Genomic DNA, 17664 nt, shown 5'->3' on the forward strand with positions numbered 1-17664 from the left:
AATGGAAATACACGAAACAAAATACTAAGGGTTATTCACCTTTTTAAAATAAATTTAAGAAAATGTGGAGGAAGCCATGATTGAATTATCGGAAGAACTTCTCTTAAGAATGTATTATAAAATGAATCAGGCTCGCTATTTTGAAGAAAAATTGGAGGAACTCGCCGCAAAGGGCCAGGTCCATGGTACGATCCATCTGGCCATCGGTCAGGAAGCTTCGGGGGTGATGCCTTGTCTGGCTCTCGAAGAAGGGGATCTGGCGTCGCTGAGCCATCGGGGTCATGCCCAGGCGATTGGCTTTGGACTGGATGTCAATCTGATGATGGCAGAATGTCTGGGGAAATATACCGGCTACAGCAAGGGCAAAGGAGGTTCTATGCATATTGCCGATGTGGAAAATGGAAATCTGGGCGGCAATGGCGTTGTCGGCGGTGGTTTTAATCTGTCCTGCGGAGCAGCATTGACTCAAAAATATAAAAAAACCGGTAAGGTTGTTTTGTGCTTTGCCGGGGATGGTGCTACCAATGAAGGAAGCTTTCATGAATCCTTGAATCTGGCCTCAATCTGGAAATTGCCGGTCGTTTTTTTCATTGAAAACAACCAGTATGGGATGTCAAATCCGGTCGAGAATCACATCAATATCGAAAATATCTCAGACCGCAGCGAAGCCTATAACATGCCAGGTCTTACCATTGACGGCAACGATTTTCTTGATGTTTACAATACCGCGACCAAAGCCCTGCGTTATGCCAGAGCAGGGAAGGGTCCCGTGCTGATTGAAGCAAAAACCTATCGCTACAGTGGGCATAGCAAGAGTGATAAACAAGTTTATCGGGATAAACGGGAGGTTCTGGAATGGCAAAAAAAAGATCCGCTTTTGAAGATTAAAGAATATCTTCGGGAAAACCGGGTTTTTACTGAAAAACAGATCCTCAAAATGGAAGACGAGGCCCGGGTTTCGATTGAGCAGGCGGTAGCGTTTGCAAAAAAAAGCCCGCAACCCCAGCTAAACACTGTTTTAGAAGATGTATATGCGTGAGAGGTATAACTAAATGAAAACAAGTGATATGACAAGAATGACCTACCGCGATGCCATCCGTCTGGGAATCACCGAAGAAATGCGACTGGATCAGGATGTCATTTTTTTAGGTGAAGATATTGGTCTTTACGGCGGTGCCTTTGGGGTGTCAAAGGGCTTGCTGGAAGAGTTTGGCGAAGCACGAATCCTGGATACTCCGATTTCTGAAGGAGCCATTGTTGGGACCGCTGTCGGCGCAGCAACGACCGGGTTGCGACCAATTTGCGAAATGATGTTTATGGACTTTATTACTCTGGGGTTGGATGCCCTGGTTAATCAGGGTGCTAAAATGCGCTATATGTTTGGCGGTCAGGCCCAGGTACCGATGGTCCTGCGGCTTCCGGCTGGATCCGGTACCGGGGCGGCAGCGCAGCACAGCCAGAGTCTGGAAGCCTGGTTATGCCATGTGCCGGGATTAAAGGTGGTGACCCCATCGACCCCAGCCCAGGCAAAAGGGCTTATTAAAGCGGCAATTCGGGACAATAACCCGGTCTGTTTTATCGAGCATAAAATGCTCTATGATGCGGTGGGGCTAGTTCCTCTGGATGAAGATTACACCCTGGAAATTGGAAAAACCGTTGTCGAGCGAGTTGGCAAGGACGTGACCATTGTTGCATATGGTACCATCTTGGGCAAAGCCATTGAAGCCGCCGAATTTTTAGAGGAAGAAGGGATTATGGTGGAAATTCTTAATCCCCTGACCCTGTATCCGATGGATATGAAACCCATTATTGAATCGGTTATTAAAACCGGTTGTCTGATTGTCGCCCATGAGGCCGTTAAAACCGGCGGGGTTGGTGGCGAAATCGTCGCCCGGGTGGTCGAAAGCGAAGCCTTTGACTACCTTACCGCACCGATTATCCGTTTGGGCGGTCTGGATGTCCCGATTCCTTTTAATCAGGAATTAGAGGCAGCAGTGGTACCCCAGCGAAACGATTTTGTTCATGGAGTCTATCGTCTCCTTAACCGGGAATAGGGAGTTGGCAGAATGATGGAAAATGAAATAATCTTACCGAAAGAGAATTTAGATATGGCAGCAGCAGATCGTGAACAAGCAACCAAAGAGATGACAAATAAAGATCAAGGGGAAGTAAACCGGGAAGAAAATCTGGAAGAAAAACTCACTACGGTGCTTGAGGCGCTGGAAAAGAATCTGGAAGAGGCCATTAAAGAAGGTATCAAAACAGAAGAGATCAAAGAACAACCTGCGGAAGTTATTCCGGGAATCATCAAGGATGAAGAAATAAAAGAGTCACAGGAAATCTTTGATGCGCCAGATCCCCGAGCAGGAAAGCTTAGAGCAACCCCAGCGGCAAGACGAATTGCCCGGGAATTTAAGGTGGAACTTCAAAAGGTCACCGGCAGTGGACCAAATGGAAGGATTGAAACCGATGATGTTAAGAAGCTGGTCGTGATTCAGCCGGGAACCTTTGAGTACAAATCAAAAGAACCGGTGGTAATCAAAACGAACCTGGACAATATCGTTGGGAACCCCAAAAACCTCTTTTCTACACCGGTGAAGCTGGAAGCGATTCCTGAAAAAGCGCCTCGCCCGCGCAAAAAATTAAAAGAAATGAATCATAAAATAGAAAAAGTGCCAAATCCAGAGCTGGACTTTGTTCCCTTTGTGGATGAAGACGATGAGCGGTTAAAAGCAGAAGAAGCGGAGGTGGTGACAAAAATTTCAGAATTGGATTTTGTGCCGTTTGTCGATTTAAAAGCGGAGCCGCTACGGGAAGAAATTATTGTTAAACCAACGCCGATGCATCTGCTTTATGAAAGTGAGCAGGAAGATCTGAAGCGCAAATCCCGGGGCCAGCAAAAAAGAAAGCCGGTTCAGGACGAAAGCAAGGCGACAGAAACCAGCGAGCAAGTTGTTGCTGAACCGACGCCGGAAGAAAAAAATACGGAATGCCAATCCAGCAACATTCAGGCATCGGAACTAAAAGAAAATCAGCCAGTGCATGTTTTGCTTGAAACGGACGAAAAAGAAGTTCTTGAGCCCAAAGTTACTGAGACCGAAGTTACTGAGCCCGAAAAGGTCAAGCAGATGGTCGAGCAAAAAATAGAACCTGAGGCAGCGGTTGCCATTGTTGAAAAAACTGATGAAATCATAGAATCACCAGCTGAGATAAGCGGTGCGACTGTTCAAGAACTTACTGAGGAACCGGAGATCACTAAAGATCATCACAAAAAAAACGCGCAAGAAAGTACAGCAAAAAATAGGGTCAGGACGGTTCGATCTAAAGCGATTAACAGGTATAGGATAAAAAACAACGGGGAAATACCAGTCATCAGCCTAACCACAGAAATTGATATGACCGAAATTAAGGAGCTTAGAAAGAAGATCACTAAAAAAATTGAGGAACAGGCCAGATATCGTTGCACGTATACGGATTTTCTACTCCTGGCAACCTCTCGGGCACTGGTTACACATCCGCTGATCAATGCCAGACGGGAAGATGATGCAGTGGTTGCCCACGCCCATGTTAATATGGGTTTAACCGTCGAAGCCGAACATGGATTTATTGTACCGGTGATCCCAAACACTCAGTCAATGAGTTTTGTGGAAATTGTCAAAAGCCGGGGTGATCTCTTAAAAGCCGTTAAAAACAATCACTTGCCCGAAGATCAGAACAGCACCTTTACGATTACCAACCTGGGGATGTATGGGATCCGGGAATTTACGGCGATCATCAATCAGAGCAACAGTGCCATCCTCAGCGTTGGAGAAGTGGTTCAACGGATCCGCATTCATCAGGGTGAACCGGTGGTGCGATCGGTGATGAAAATCAGCTTAAATCTGGATCAACGGGTTGCCAATGGGGTGGACGGAGCAAAATTCCTTCGCGATATCAAGGCGGACATGGAGAATCCGTCACTTTTATTGTTTTAGCGTGTAAATTTATCAAAATAGCGAAAAGATAACGTTACCAAAAAAATAAGTATTGTCACATTTAAGCAAATTGTGTTAGACTAAACAGCATAATAAAGATTACAGAACTTACATGAAGCAGATGAAAAGCAATGGCCAATTGTCTGCTTTTTTTGTATCTAAGCGAGAGTTGAATTCGAAAGGAGTACAAGGTTGGAGAAGATATTAAAGGAAGGCATTACCTTTGATGATGTATTGTTAATCCCGGGGAAATCAGAAGTGTTACCAGGCGACGTCAACACCGGCACCCATCTGACAAAAAAAATTGCGCTGAATATTCCGATTATGAGCGCCGGTATGGATACGGTTACCGAGGGACGACTGGCGATTGCCATGGCCAGAGAAGGCGGCATCGGGATTATTCACAAGAATATGACCATTGAAGAGCAGGCTTTTGAAATTGATAAGGTTAAACGTTCAGAAAACGGGGTTATCGTGGATCCGTTTTTCCTGTCACCAGAACATAATATCGGTGATGCGCTGGAGCTGATGTCCCGTTATCGGATTTCCGGCGTTCCGATTACGATTGAAGGAAAATTGGTCGGAATCATCACCAACCGGGACCTGCGTTTTGAAAGTGATCCTAAAAAGAAAATCAAAGACGCGATGACGAAAGATAATCTGGTAACGGCGGAAGAGGGGACTACTCTGGAAAAAGCCGAGGCCATTTTAAAACAATACAAGATCGAAAAGCTGCCAATTGTGGACTCTGAAAATAATTTAAAAGGTTTAATCACCATTAAAGACATTGAAAAGAGTATTAAGTATCCAAACGCCGCTAAAGACTATCGGGGGCGGCTGATCGTTGGTGGTGCTGTCGGAATTAGCAGTAACACCTTTGAACGGGTAGCAGCACTGGTAAAAGCTCAGGCTGATGTCATCGTGGTGGATACTGCTCATGGTCACTCTATCGGTGTTATTAAAACGGTCGCAGCAATCAAGGAAAAATATCCTGATGTTCAGCTCATCGTGGGAAACATTGCGACTGGAGCCGCCGCTAAAGACTTAATTAAAGCAGGTGTCGATGCCCTTAAGGTTGGGATTGGCCCCGGTTCCATTTGTACGACTCGGGTTGTGGCCGGGATTGGCGTGCCCCAAATCACCGCGATCTTAGATGTGGTTGAAGTCGCCAAAGAACATGGTATCCCTGTCATTGCCGATGGTGGGATTAAGTATTCAGGGGATGTGGTTAAAGCCATTGGTGCTGGTGCTGATGTGGTTATGATCGGGAGTCTTTTTGCCGGCACCGATGAAAGCCCGGGAGAAACCATAATTTACCAGGGTCGCAGCTTTAAAACCTATCGGGGGATGGGATCTTTAGGCGCCATGAAAGATGGCAGCTCGGATCGCTATTTCCAGGAAGGCCAGAAAAAACTGGTTCCCGAAGGCGTTGAAGGTAAGGTTCCCTACAAAGGACCGCTAGCCGATACCGTCTACCAATTGGTGGGTGGTCTTCGTTCGGGAATGGGTTATTGTGGATCGGCGACGATTAAAGATTTAAGAGAAAAATCGCAGTTTATAAAAATAACCAGTGCGGGTTTGATTGAAAGTCACCCCCACGATATTTCCATCACCAAAGAATCACCTAACTACAATAGCGCTCAATTTTAGGAGAATTTATGATAACAAAGCATTACCAAGATGAAATCATCCTCATTGTGGATTTTGGAGCACAATACAATCAACTCATCGCCCGACGAGTTCGTGAAGCCAGAGTATATTCTGAGGTTGTTCCTTATGATATTACCCCCGCTGAGATTCGCAAGAAAAATCCCAAGGGGATTATCTTCACTGGTGGACCGTCTAGTGTCCATGAAGCAGGAGCACCTCTTTGTGATCCGGAAATTTATAACATGGGGATTCCTATTTTAGGGATCTGCTATGGTGCGCAGTTAATGGCTGAGCAATTAAAAGGCATCACTGATTCGGCCGATATTCGGGAGTATGGTAAAAAAGCCCTGAAATTTGAAACAGACTCCGTGCTGTTTAAAGATATTCCTGATGGATCGACCTGTTGGATGAGTCACACGAACTATATCCAGACGATCCCGGAAGGATTCTGCATCACTGCGACGACTGATTCCTGTCCGACTGGAGCCATGGAATGCCAGGAACGCAAGCTCTATGCAGTACAATTCCATCCCGAAGTGGAACATACCAAATATGGTAAAGAAGTTTTAAATAACTTTATCTATCATGTCTGCGGATGTGAAGGTTTATGGACTATGCATAACTTTGCTCAGGAACAGATTGAAGCCATCAAGAAGCAGGTTGGCGATCGTCGGGTGTTATGCGCCCTTAGTGGCGGGGTGGATTCTTCCGTTGCGGCAACTCTGGTTCATAAGGCTATTGGGGACAAGTTGACCTGTATTTTTGTGGATCATGGTCTACTTCGCAAAGATGAAGGCGATCAGGTTGAAGCGATCTTTAAGAAGCGCTTTCATATGAACTTTATCCGGGTGAACTGCGAAGAACGTTTCCTTGGTAAACTGGCAGGTGTCAGTGATCCGGAGCAAAAACGAAAAATTATTGGCACGGAGTTTATCCGTGTCTTTGAAGAAGAATCAAGTAAATTAAACGATATCGATTTTCTGCTACAGGGAACCATCTATCCTGATGTCATCGAAAGCGGTACCAAAAATGCAGCGGTCATCAAAAGTCACCACAACGTTGGCGGACTGCCGGATGATGTCGATTTTGAACTAATTGAACCCCTGAGAAACCTGTTTAAAGATGAGGTTCGGGCTGTCGGGGAAGAAATTGGTCTGGATCACGATCTGGTCTGGCGACAACCCTTCCCGGGGCCAGGTCTGGCCATTCGAGTCATGGGCGATATCACCAAAGAAAAACTGGAGATTTTAAAAGAAGCCGATTTTGTCTTCCGGGACGAAATCGCTAAAGCCGGTCTGGATGAAGAAATCTGGCAATACTTTGCGGTATTGCCGGGAAACCGCAGTGTTGGGGTTATGGGTGATGAACGAACCTATGACTACACCATTGGCCTGCGCGCCGTGACCTCAGTTGATGGGATGACCTCCGACTGGGCCCGCATTCCCTATGATGTTTTAGAAAACATCTCCACCCGCATTGTCAATGAAGTGAAGCATGTCAGCCGGATTGTTTATGACATCACGAGCAAACCGCCTTCGACGATCGAGTGGGAGTAGGCTTAGGAAATTAAATAATCGCTTTAATAAGCAAAGCAGGAAGAATTTTTAAAAACTGAATAGATAAATATAACATCAGCGGCTATGTTGAAACCCAATTTTGGGCAACGTAGCCGCTTTTTGTTTTTCGAAATTTTCATAAATAAAGCCATGTTTTTGGGGCGCTAAAAAGGAAGTGAGATTACAATTGTAAATTGACAAAATAATATCAATTTACAATTGTAAAAATAGATTGTTAAAAAATAAACTTGTATTTTGAAAAAAAGTTTAAAACATTACTTAAACAAATGTATAAAATGAGCAAAAAATGACGAAAAAATACCTAAAAAACGACAATAAACTGTTGACTTAATGAAAAAACACGCTATAATTACAATAAATTAAACAACAACAGCAAAATAAATCAGCCAAACATATGAAAACGAAACGCACTCATTAAATTTACAATTGTAAAACAAAATCAAGACCTTAAGGTGATTAGTATGAAAAAAGTAATTGATAATAAACGATTGATGCTCAAAGTATGTGATCTGTTCTACAATCACGACGAAACACAGCAAACGATTGCAAAACAGTTGTCCATATCAAGGCCCACCGTGGCAAAAATACTAGAACAAGCACGCGCGACACAGATGGTACGAATCATTATTCCAGACTTGGCCGAAGATAGTTATTTTGAAATGGAAAGAAAACTGGAGCTGATGTATGGACTTAAAGAGGCGATTATTGTTGAAGAGAAAAAAGATCTATACGCTCAAAAAGATGAAGTTGGAAAAGCTGCCGCAGAGTATTTAGAGCGATTAGTCAAAGACGGAAAAAATATTGGTGTCTCAATGGGGACGACATTAGGGCATATTGCTAAATATATACAGCCTAAAGTCGTAAAAAACGCGATGTTTATCCCTTTGGTTGGCGGTATTGGCCAGGTAGGGATGGAGCTCCATTCAAATTATTTAGTGGAAGAGCTGGCAAATGCCTTTAAAGCTCAATATATCTTACTTCATGCACCAGCTAAGGTTTCAAAAAAATCCATCAAAGAAGGGCTAATTGGAGAAGCGTACATTGAAAAGATTATTAAACTCACTAACAAATTGGATGTTGCTTTGGTCGGTTTAGGTGTTCCAACCAGAAATTCTACAACCATGGCGACGGGCTATTACGATGAACGGGAGATGGAACTGATGCGCAAAAAGAATGTCGCTGGTGATATCTGTATGAATTTCTTTGATAGTGCAGGTCGTACTGAACAGTTTGAAATGAATGAAACGGTTATCGGCATTGACATCAAAAAACTAAAGTCAGTTAAGGATTCAATCGGTGTAACCTGTGGTGCCGAGAAAGTTAGTGCCATTCGAGGTGCTATTGCTGGTCAATACATTAATGTTTTAATTACCGATGCAGGGTGTGCCAGAAAGTTGATTGAAGAAAGGGAAGTGGAGGAAAAATCATGACTTATATTATTGCTTTGATTTTTATTGGGATGTGTTTGCAGGGACTTCTGACTTTTTATCAGGTCAAAAGCTATCAAAATGCCATGGGGTCTCTTAAAGGCAAGGGCTTACTGGGAGTTGGGTATCGAAGAGGGGTGCTAAAAGGTGGACAAATTCTGATTTTGTCCTATGACAGAAATTCCGGAACAATCAATAATTGCAAAACCATGAGAGGAATCACTTCATTTGAGCGATTTAAAACAGCCGATGACTATATTGGTTTAAGTTTGAATGAAATAAAAAAACTGGCAATACTCGAAGATCAGAAATTGAATAAACCCCAGAAAACAAGAAAAGACGGATCAAAAAAAGTGGCGCCTCAAAAGCGAGGAGCATTGCTTCAGGCAGTGGAAGCCATTGAGACACATATGAAAAAAGAGCAGCGACAAAAACTTCATGAGAAAAGAAGAGAACAACAAGCATTAGCAGGCATGGTGGTGGAGTAAAAAATCAGTGTTGACAGTCAGGACTGTCAAGCCTGACAGTTCTGGAAAATAAAGTGACGTAATGTAGTTAGCAGAGTATTACAAATTATTGGAGGTGAAAAGGGGAACGTTTTAGGGGTGATTATTAGAGCGGTCACATTATTGGGTATTGATTTTAAAATAAGGAGAAGGTGAAAAAATGGATTTTTTAGCACAATTGGCAACTAATTTTATAGGTCTCTTTCAAGCTGGAGGAGAAACATTCGTTGGTTTGGTAACGGGTATTTTACCACTATTAATCGTCTTAATGACGGCAGTCAATTCATTGATTAAGATTATTGGTGAAGAACGGGTGGAACGTGCGGCTAAGTTTAGCAGCAAGAACTTTATTTTGCGCTACACCGTATTACCGGTTCTGGCCATGTTCTTTCTCACAAATCCGATGGCGTATACTTTTGGACGATTTGTTGAAGAAAAACATAAGGCCGCATTTTATGACTCAGCAGTTTCATTTTGCCATCCGATTACCGGTTTATTTCCTCATGCTAATCCTGGTGAACTCTTTGTCTACCTGGGAATCGCAGCAGGGCTGACAACCTTGGGGTTGCCGCTTGGTGATTTAGCGGTGCGGTATTTTATCGCAGGTGTTTTGGTTATTCTTTTAAGAGGAATCGTTACTGAAAGAATCTATGCAATCATGGCATCTAAAAAAGCTACTACGGAGGTGGAATAATGTATAAAGCAGTTCTTATCGAAAAAGGTCAAGGCGGATGGGGTGGTCCATTGGTAATCAAACCCACTGAAGAAAAGGCTTATATTATGTCGGTTACCGGCGGTGGCATTCATCCGGTGGCCCAGAAAATTGCTGATTTGACTGGCGGAATCGCTCTGGATGGATTTCTAAGCAGTGCGCCAGATAGTGAGGTGGCTTGTGTGGTTGTAGACTGTGGTGGTACCGCACGGTGTGGGGTTTATCCTAAAAAGGGAATCCTAACCATTAACCTGACCCCGGTTGGCCAGGCGGGACCGTTAGCCCAGTATATTAAAGAAGATATTTATGTGTCGGGGGTAAAAGAAAATAATATATCGTTGTATGACGGCGAAGCACCCGTAAGTGAACCATCAAAGAAAAAAGACTATCAGGAAGTAAAAGCCGAAGCAAAAGCAGCAGCAGAAAAGCAAAAGGGCTTTGTTGGCTTTATCTCACGGCTTGGAAAAGCTGTTGGGGGTGTCGTTGGTAAGTTCTATCAGGCGGGCCGGGAATCGATCGACATGGTTATTAAAAACGTGCTTCCTTTTATGGCCTTCATCGCGATGCTCATTGGGATCATTACCGTCACCGGGCTGGGAGATATTATTGCGAATACCATCTCGCCATTTGCGGGAAGCTTACCAGGACTTGTGCTTATTTCAATTGTATGTACCCTTCCATTTTTATCGCCGATTCTTGGACCAGGGGCAGTTATCGCCCAGGTTGTTGGGACGTTGGTAGGGGTTCAGATTGGCGCTGGCGCGATTGCTCCGGCATTGGCTTTACCGGCACTCTTTGCTATTGATGGACAGGTTGGGTGTGATTTCATTCCGGTTGGTTTGTCTTTGGGAGAAGCTGAAACAGAAACAGTCGAAATTGGTGTCCCGGCAGTGCTCTTTAGTCGATTAATTACCGGCCCAGCTGCTGTACTGATCGGTTTTGTATTGAGTATCGGAATGTACAGCTAAGTAGAAAGTTAAGCAAAAGGCAAGGAGATAAAATGGATTTCACAACAGAAATAACCCAAATTGGAGAAATGGTAGAGGAATTTTTAAAAGAAAAGTTGCTCATCGTTTTTGATGAAAATGCCCCGCCAGAATTGGCAGAAATAGCAGTTTTACACACCAAAAAAGAATTTATCAGGGAGGTGAAAGAAGGAGACGCGGTACGATTTGGGGATGTCGTTTATGAAGTGACAGCCGTCGGACATGAAGCAAACATAACATTAGAGAGCATGGGGCATTGTTCATTTTGTTTTACCGGGGAAGATCAGGTAAAACTACCGGGACAAATTGAGTTAAAAGGTCAGGGGATTCCGGCAGTTAAGATTGGTGATCCCTTCCAAATTATTTACAAATAAAAAATAAAATTAAGCGAGGAAAAAATGTTAGGACTAAACTACAAACTAGCACAATTAGAAGAAAATGGAAAACACATCATGACCAGTATTGTTGGTGCAGGACAAATGGGACGGGGCATGGTTGGACAGATTATGTCGATGAAAGGGATGCGTCCCGCAGTGGTGGTTGACATTAACATTGAAAATGCAATTAATGCCTACCAACATGCCGGTTTAAAAGAAGGCGATTATATGATTGCCAATACCATCTCAGAAGCCAATGAACTGCTTGCCAAAGGTAAATTCATTGTCACCGACAATCCGGAAATTGCAACAAAGACAGATTTAATCGATTGTGCCGTGGATGCTACCGGCGTTCCTGAGGTAGGTGCAAAAGTTGCGATCGACAGTATTAATGCCGGCAAACACATTGTCATGTTAAATGTGGAAGCAGATGTTTGTATTGGACCAATGCTTTACAAAATGGCTCAGAGTGCCGGTGTGGTTTATACCGGATCGGCAGGAGATGAACCGGGCTCCGTGCTTGAACTGTATGATTTTGCAGATGCGCTGGGATTTGATGTGCGGGTCATTGGTAAGGGAAAAAATAACAAGGTTGATAAGGCGTCCAATCCGGACTCGGTATTAGAAGAAGCAACCTTAAAAGGCGTCAGCCCGAAAATGCTTACCTCATTTAAAGATGGGACAAAAACCATGGTTGAAATGACAGCAATGTCCAATGCCACCGGCTACTTGCCGGATATAATGGGTGGCCATGGCGCAAAAGGCATTGTTTCGGAGTTACCAGATCTGTTCAGACTAAAGAGTGAAGGCGGAATTTTAAATAATTATGGGATCGTTGACTATATTGATGGTGTTGCTCCAGGGGTATTCATTATTGTATCAACCGAACAACCCGACATTATTCATGAACTGAACTACCTCAGTATGGGAAAAGGTCCCAATTATGTGTTGTACAGACCGTATCATTTATGCAGTCTGGAAACACCATTATCGGTTGCAAAAGCAGTAATTGATGGGGTGCCGACCATCGCACCAAGAAAAGGGCTTGTTTCGGAAACCATTACAGTGGCAAAACGGGACTTAGTAGCAGGTGAATACCTGGATGGTATTGGCGGATTCTCAATTTATGGCAGTTTTGAAAAAGCATCAGTGGCCAATGTAAAAGGGGCGCTGCCGATGGGCATTGTCAATAAAAAGACTAAAATGGTTAATGCCGTTAAAAAAGGTGAAATCGTCACTTACGCTGATGTTGCCTTGGATAACGATTCGCTGATGGTTCAACTGCGTAAGATTCAAGACACACTGTATTTATAAGATCATTAAGAAAATTATAAGATAGGGAACTGATTTACCAATCTGTTTGTGCTAGCAACACTTAAACGCTACATTGAGAGTGGTTGTTACAACGGTAAATATGGGCATATTCATAGGATTTGATTAAAAACGCACACCAACAATCAAATCCTATGAATCAGCTTTCCGGTAAAAAAAATTTCGAAAGAAAGTTAAAACACCTGAAAAAATCGGATTCTTGCTAAAATAAATCTAAACGTGAACACCATTTACTAAATAGCCATTAAGCAAGAATTTGAATAAGCAAACAATATGGGAGGAGCACCATTGAAAAACGAGAATAAGGAATTGGGACTAAAGTTACTAAAAGATATGTACCTGTGCAGAAAATTTGAAGAAAAGGTTCAGCATTATTTTTCGCTGGGGATGATCCATGGCACGACCCACTTAAGTATAGGTGAAGAAGGGGCCGCAGCCGGAACCTGTGAAGGTTTAGAGCCCCAGGATCTGATGTATGCCACTCATCGCGGGCATAGCCAGGCCATTTGCAAGGGGATTGATATTAATCTGATGATGGCTGAGATATTTGGCAAGGCAACCGGGGTTTGCAAAGGAAAAGGCGGCTCCATGCACATTGCCGATAAGGACAAGGGTGTGCTGGGAGCCAACGGGATTGTCGCTGCGGCCCTGCCACTGGCCTGTGGCAGTGCTTTTGCCGCCAAAAGAAGAAAGCAGGATGTCGTCACGGTAGCTTTTTTCGGCGATGGAGCGGCTAATGAAGGAGCCTTCCACGAAGCGATGAACCTGGCCTCGGCCTGGGATCTGCCGGTTCTCTTTGTCTGCACCAACAACACCTATGCCATGTCGACCCATATTTCCAAGGTAATGAAAGATACCGATATTGCCAAGCGGGCGATCCCTTATGGCATGCCGGCAGAAACAGTCGACGGAAATGATTCGTTGGCCGTTTATGAATGCATTAAAAGCGCCCGCGACTATGTGGCAAAAAATGGTCCGATGCTGATTGTTGAAAACACTTATCGGATTTCAGGACACTCGAAAAGTGACGGTAATCTATACCGAACCAAAGATGAAATCAATGCCTGGAAGGCCCGAAATCCCATTGATAAAATGAGAAATGACCTGCTGGAGGCAAAGACCTGCACGGTTGAGGAACTCGATGCCGTGGATAAAGAGACCACTGAACTGATTGACAAGGCCGTTAAGTTTGCCCTGGATAGTCCCTATCCTGAGCTTGATGATGTGTATCATGATGTTTATGCGTTATAAGAGGGGGGACATAAAATGCCTAAAAAAGAAATAACCTACGCAAATGCGATAAAAGAAGCCATCAGTGAAGAAATGATCCGGGACGAAGATGTGTTTATGATGGGCGAAGACATTGGTGTCTACCGGGGCGCCTTTGGCGTTTCGGGAGATCTGGTCGAAACCTTTGGCGAAGACCGGATTATTGACACCCCTATTTCAGAACAGGGGTTTGTTGGCTGCGCGATTGGTGCGGCAGTGGCGGGGATGCGCCCGATTGTGGAAATTATGTTTTCGGATTTCATGACTGTCTGTTGGGATATGATTGTCAATCAGGCACCAAAGATGCGCTATATGTTTGGGGGCAAGGTGAGTGTGCCGATGGTACTGCGAACGGCATCCGGCGGCGGAACCGGAGCGGCCGCCCAGCATTCCCAATCCCTGGAAGCGATGCTGTGTCATGTGCCGGGGCTAAAAGTGATTGTGCCGTCAACGCCAAGAGACGCTAAAGGATTATTAAAGTCAGCGATTCGGGATAACAATCCGGTCATCTTTTTGGAACAAAAACTTTTGTATCGGACCAAAGGGATGGTGGAGGAAGAAGAATTTACGATTCCCATTGGCGAAGCGGATGTGAAGCGCGAAGGCCAGGACTGTACCATCATCACCTATGGCCGGATGGTGCAAATGTGTCTGGCCGCGGCAGAAAGCCTGGAAAAAGAAGGGATCGATGTGGAAGTCATTGATCTGCGAACCTTACTGCCGATGGATACCGAAGCGATTATCAAGTCGGTGATCAAGACCCGTCATGCTCTGGTGGTTCATGAAGCCGTAAAAACAGGCGGTATTGCCGGTGAAATCATTGCCCGAATTGCTGATAGTGAAGCGTTTTACTATCTGGATGCCCCGCTTAAGCGGCTGGCCTCGGAAGATGTGCCGGTACCATTCTGCCCGGTGTTGGAAAAGGGAATTCTCCCGGACGAAGCCAAAATTATTGCAACCGTCAAAGAAATGTTGGCTTAAGATGTTGTTAAAAAACAGGAGGGAGAAAAAATGGCAGTAGAAGTATTTATGCCCAAAGCCGGGATGGATATGCAGGAAGGCACCATTATCGCGTGGCTTAAACATGTCGGTGAACAGGTTGAAGAAGGTGAAGGCCTGTTAGAGATTGAAACCGATAAGGTCACGATGGAAGTTGAAGCACCGGCGACCGGGGTGCTGTTGTGTCGCTATTTTGAAGACGGAGCGGTAGTACCCGTGGTCACCACGATTGGTTATGTGGGTAAACCGGGAGAAGTGGTTCCGGATCAGCCACAGACAGCTGGCGGTGCAACCGCCGCGGTTCCGGAAAAAACAGTAGAAAGTGTCAAAACCCCAATAGCGGCGATTACCGACGAAATAAACGGGGTAAAAACCACGCCCTATGCAAAACAAATGGCAGCAGCTAACGCCATCAATCTGAGTGCGGTGCGGCCAACCGGTCCGGCCGGGGAAATCAAAGGCCGGGATGTTGAGCGAGAAATTGCTAAATCACCGTTGGCAAAACGTATTGCCGAAGACAAGGGCCTTGATTTAAGTACTGTTACGGGTTCGGGTCACCAGAACAAGGTGATGAAAAGTGATGTGCTGGCAAAAATAGCCAATCAGCAAACTCCCGGGGCAGTTGAGGCGGTGCTTAATACCACGCCACTATCGGGAATGCAGAAGGTGGTCGGTGAACGGATGGCAAAAGCCCACAGTGAAATCCCCTGCGTCACCCAGAATACCAAGGTCGATATGACGAGCCTGCTGGCATTCAGAAAGCAGGTTAATGAAAACCGGGATAATAAGCTGACCATTAACGATTTTATTGTTAAGGCGGTTGCCAAAGTGCTACACTATGATAAAAACGTGCTAGTCAGTCTGGGTGATAAAGAGATTATTCATCATCAGGATGTGAATATCGGTATTGCGGTGGCATTGGACGAGGGTTTGATTGTTCCGGTGGTGAAAAATGCTGATCAGAAAAGTCTGGAAGAAATTTCGGCGTCGGTTAAGTTATTAAGTGCCAAAGCCAAATCCGGCGGACTGATGGTGGATGACTATCAGGGGTCGACCATCTCTATTTCCAATCTGGGGATGTTCGGGGTCCATTCATTTACTCCCATTGTAAATCAGCCCAATGCCGTGATTATCGGTATCTGTTCAATTGAAGATGAGTTGGCATTGGTTGACAATCAGGTGGAAAACCGCAAAAAAATGATGATTTCACTGACCTATGACCATCGGTTAGTAAATGGGGACGTGGCAGCCAAATTTTCTCTGAAAGTACGCGATCTATTGGAGAATCCAATGGACATTCTGATCTGATGGAGGTGGCAGAATGAAAAATGGATTTGATGTCGCCGTTATCGGCGGTGGTCCGGGAGGCTATGTTGCCGCCATTAAAGCATCTCAATTGGGCGGGTCCGTGATCCTTTTTGAAAAAGAAGCGGTTGGCGGAACCTGTTTAAACAGAGGGTGTATTCCCACCAAAACATATATTAAAACAGCGGAGTATATCAAGCATATCAAAAATGCCCGGTCCCGGGGGATCCAGATTGATGTGAGTCAGCTTGGTGTTAACATGGTGGATGTGGTTGCCAATAAAAATGAGGTCGTAAAAAAACTGACAACCGGTGTGGCCGGTCTGCTTGACAGTAACCGGGTGAAAGTCATTAAAGGCACGGCGGAGCTGACAAAAGACGGAAAAATTCGTTGTGATGGACAAAGTTACGAGGCAAAAACCATTATTCTGGCGGGCGGCTCAAAACCGCGGCTTCTTGATATCCCCGGAATCAAAAGTCAGGGGGTGTTAACCTCTGATACGCTGCTGGATTTAGAGACGGTCCCGAAAAGTCTGGTGATTATCGGTGGCGGTGTAATTGGTTGCGAGTTTGCCACTGCATTTGCAGCATTTGGCAGTGCGGTAACGCTGGTCGAATTTACCGATCAATTGGTCAAACCGATGGGTAAAGATATTTATAAGGTTCTTAGAAAAGCCATTAAAGCCCAGGGCATTAAAACCGTTTTAAATGCCGCCGTCGCATCCATTGAGCGAAATGAAGCGGGTATGCTTGTGGTGACGACTTCGGATCAAAAAACAATAACAGCGGAAAAGGTGCTGGTGGCAACCGGACGCTGTGCCGATCTGGAATGTTTGGGTGAATTGCACGGCGCGATCGAAATGAACGGTGGATTTGTTGCGGTTGATCACGAAATGCGAACCAGTATTCCGGGTGTATTTTGTATCGGCGATATGAACGGACAACTGCAGCTTGCCCATGCGGCATCTAAAATGGGAGAGACCGCAGCAGTTAATGCCATGGGTGGGAACGAAAAGGTTGATTTGCGCTATGTTGCCAATTGTCTGTATACCCTGCCGGAAGCCGCCACGGTCGGCTTAACCGAGGAAGCGGCAAAAAAAGAGTATGATATTTCGATCGGGACTTTTTCGCTTTACGCCAACGGCCGGGCCTTGGCTTCGGGTGAAACGGACGGCTTTGTTAAGGTGATCATCGACAAAAAATATGGAGAAATTTTAGGTGTTCAGATGGTGGGTCCGGTGGCAGCAGAAATGATTTGTGAAGCGGCGCTATGCATGAGCATGGAAATAACCGCTCATGAGGTTGCCGCCACCGTTCATCCTCACCCCACCTACTGCGAAGCCTTTATGGAAGCGTGTGCCGATGCGTTGGGAAAATGCATTCATCTGCCCAGAAAATAAAGCGTTTAAAAGGTCAAACAAAGGAGTTATGATCGATCAGATCGTCAGTAATCTAAACGCATGAACCAATTTTCAGGATTCAGTACACCTCCAAACTGTGGATGTAGAACAAATCAGTTTGGAGGTGTTTTAGTAGAAAAAAACGGTTTAA

15 protein-coding genes are annotated in these 17664 nt (G+C 44.8%); all 15 read left to right on the top strand.

The window, feature by feature from the left end; genetic code table 11:
* Positions 1-76: 76 nt before the first annotated feature.
* Entirely contained in the window at positions 77-1039 is a 963-nt protein-coding gene (locus tag ACIZ62_RS02995) for a thiamine pyrophosphate-dependent dehydrogenase E1 component subunit alpha (RefSeq protein WP_111888017.1), read from the top strand.
* Positions 1040-1067: 28 nt separating this feature from the next.
* Positions 1068-2054, top strand: coding sequence for an alpha-ketoacid dehydrogenase subunit beta (locus ACIZ62_RS03000; RefSeq protein WP_414151832.1), 987 nt, complete (start codon positions 1068-1070; stop codon positions 2052-2054).
* A 12-nt stretch (positions 2055-2066) separates the two neighbouring features.
* The gene (locus ACIZ62_RS03005) at positions 2067-3974 is read left to right on the top strand and encodes a 2-oxo acid dehydrogenase subunit E2 (RefSeq protein WP_414151193.1); all 1908 of its coding nucleotides are present in this window, start codon (positions 2067-2069) and stop codon (positions 3972-3974) included.
* 192 nt (positions 3975-4166) lie between these two features.
* A complete protein-coding gene (gene guaB, locus ACIZ62_RS03010; RefSeq protein WP_111888014.1) occupies positions 4167-5624 on the top strand; it encodes an IMP dehydrogenase in 1458 nt (485 codons plus the stop codon).
* Between the two features lie 8 nt (positions 5625-5632).
* A complete protein-coding gene (gene guaA, locus ACIZ62_RS03015) occupies positions 5633-7180 on the top strand; it encodes a glutamine-hydrolyzing GMP synthase (RefSeq protein WP_111888013.1) in 1548 nt (515 codons plus the stop codon).
* Positions 7181-7662: 482 nt separating this feature from the next.
* On the top strand, positions 7663-8631 hold the full coding sequence (locus ACIZ62_RS03020) for a sugar-binding transcriptional regulator (protein WP_242988652.1): 969 nt from the start codon (positions 7663-7665) through the stop codon (positions 8629-8631).
* Positions 8628-9116 carry a transcriptional regulator GutM gene (locus ACIZ62_RS03025; protein ID WP_111887997.1) on the top strand — a complete coding sequence of 163 codons (489 nt, stop codon included), beginning with the start codon at positions 8628-8630 and terminating at the stop codon, positions 9114-9116. Before ACIZ62_RS03020 ends, ACIZ62_RS03025 begins: the two co-directional genes overlap by 4 nt.
* Positions 9117-9294: 178 nt before the next feature.
* Positions 9295-9828, top strand: a complete 534-nt coding sequence (locus ACIZ62_RS03030; RefSeq protein ID WP_111887996.1) for a PTS glucitol/sorbitol transporter subunit IIC — start codon at positions 9295-9297, stop codon at positions 9826-9828.
* On the top strand, positions 9828-10814 hold the full coding sequence (locus ACIZ62_RS03035) for a PTS glucitol/sorbitol transporter subunit IIB (protein ID WP_111887995.1): 987 nt from the start codon (positions 9828-9830) through the stop codon (positions 10812-10814). Before ACIZ62_RS03030 ends, ACIZ62_RS03035 begins: the two co-directional genes overlap by 1 nt.
* 32 nt (positions 10815-10846) lie before the next feature.
* A complete protein-coding gene (locus ACIZ62_RS03040) occupies positions 10847-11206 on the top strand; it encodes a PTS glucitol/sorbitol transporter subunit IIA (protein WP_111887994.1) in 360 nt (119 codons plus the stop codon).
* A 24-nt stretch (positions 11207-11230) separates the two neighbouring features.
* On the top strand, positions 11231-12523 hold the full coding sequence (locus ACIZ62_RS03045) for an NAD(P)H-dependent oxidoreductase (RefSeq protein ID WP_414151194.1): 1293 nt from the start codon (positions 11231-11233) through the stop codon (positions 12521-12523).
* Between the two features lie 306 nt (positions 12524-12829).
* Positions 12830-13792 carry a thiamine pyrophosphate-dependent dehydrogenase E1 component subunit alpha gene (locus ACIZ62_RS03050; RefSeq protein ID WP_414151195.1) on the top strand — a complete coding sequence of 321 codons (963 nt, stop codon included), beginning with the start codon at positions 12830-12832 and terminating at the stop codon, positions 13790-13792.
* 15 nt (positions 13793-13807) lie between these two features.
* Positions 13808-14791: an alpha-ketoacid dehydrogenase subunit beta gene (locus ACIZ62_RS03055; protein ID WP_111887991.1), complete on the top strand. Its 984-nt coding sequence runs from the start codon at positions 13808-13810 to the stop codon at positions 14789-14791.
* A gap of 30 nt (positions 14792-14821) precedes the next feature.
* Entirely contained in the window at positions 14822-16117 is a 1296-nt protein-coding gene (locus ACIZ62_RS03060) for a dihydrolipoamide acetyltransferase family protein (protein ID WP_414151196.1), read from the top strand.
* A gap of 13 nt (positions 16118-16130) precedes the next feature.
* Positions 16131-17513: a dihydrolipoyl dehydrogenase gene (gene lpdA, locus ACIZ62_RS03065; RefSeq protein ID WP_414151197.1), complete on the top strand. Its 1383-nt coding sequence runs from the start codon at positions 16131-16133 to the stop codon at positions 17511-17513.
* The last annotated feature ends 151 nt before the right edge of the window (positions 17514-17664 follow it).

Source organism: Acetobacterium carbinolicum (genome assembly GCF_047456275.1).
Taxonomy (GTDB): domain Bacteria; phylum Bacillota; class Clostridia; order Eubacteriales; family Eubacteriaceae; genus Acetobacterium; species Acetobacterium carbinolicum.

What these genes read in the sequence shown, in the direction of transcription:
- ACIZ62_RS02995 (WP_111888017.1), top strand. Translation starts at nt 77, where the DNA reads ATGATTGAATTATCGGAAGAACTTCTCTTAAGAATGTATTATAAAATG.
- ACIZ62_RS03030 (WP_111887996.1), top strand. Translation starts at nt 9,295, where the DNA reads ATGGATTTTTTAGCACAATTGGCAACTAATTTTATAGGTCTCTTTCAA.
- ACIZ62_RS03000 (WP_414151832.1), top strand. Translation starts at nt 1,068, where the DNA reads ATGACAAGAATGACCTACCGCGATGCCATCCGTCTGGGAATCACCGAA.
- ACIZ62_RS03035 (WP_111887995.1), top strand. Translation starts at nt 9,828, where the DNA reads ATGTATAAAGCAGTTCTTATCGAAAAAGGTCAAGGCGGATGGGGTGGT.
- ACIZ62_RS03040 (WP_111887994.1), top strand. Translation starts at nt 10,847, where the DNA reads ATGGATTTCACAACAGAAATAACCCAAATTGGAGAAATGGTAGAGGAA.
- lpdA (WP_414151197.1), top strand. Translation starts at nt 16,131, where the DNA reads ATGAAAAATGGATTTGATGTCGCCGTTATCGGCGGTGGTCCGGGAGGC.
- ACIZ62_RS03060 (WP_414151196.1), top strand. Translation starts at nt 14,822, where the DNA reads ATGGCAGTAGAAGTATTTATGCCCAAAGCCGGGATGGATATGCAGGAA.
- ACIZ62_RS03005 (WP_414151193.1), top strand. Translation starts at nt 2,067, where the DNA reads ATGATGGAAAATGAAATAATCTTACCGAAAGAGAATTTAGATATGGCA.
- ACIZ62_RS03020 (WP_242988652.1), top strand. Translation starts at nt 7,663, where the DNA reads ATGAAAAAAGTAATTGATAATAAACGATTGATGCTCAAAGTATGTGAT.
- ACIZ62_RS03055 (WP_111887991.1), top strand. Translation starts at nt 13,808, where the DNA reads ATGCCTAAAAAAGAAATAACCTACGCAAATGCGATAAAAGAAGCCATC.
- guaA (WP_111888013.1), top strand. Translation starts at nt 5,633, where the DNA reads ATGATAACAAAGCATTACCAAGATGAAATCATCCTCATTGTGGATTTT.
- ACIZ62_RS03025 (WP_111887997.1), top strand. Translation starts at nt 8,628, where the DNA reads ATGACTTATATTATTGCTTTGATTTTTATTGGGATGTGTTTGCAGGGA.
- ACIZ62_RS03045 (WP_414151194.1), top strand. Translation starts at nt 11,231, where the DNA reads ATGTTAGGACTAAACTACAAACTAGCACAATTAGAAGAAAATGGAAAA.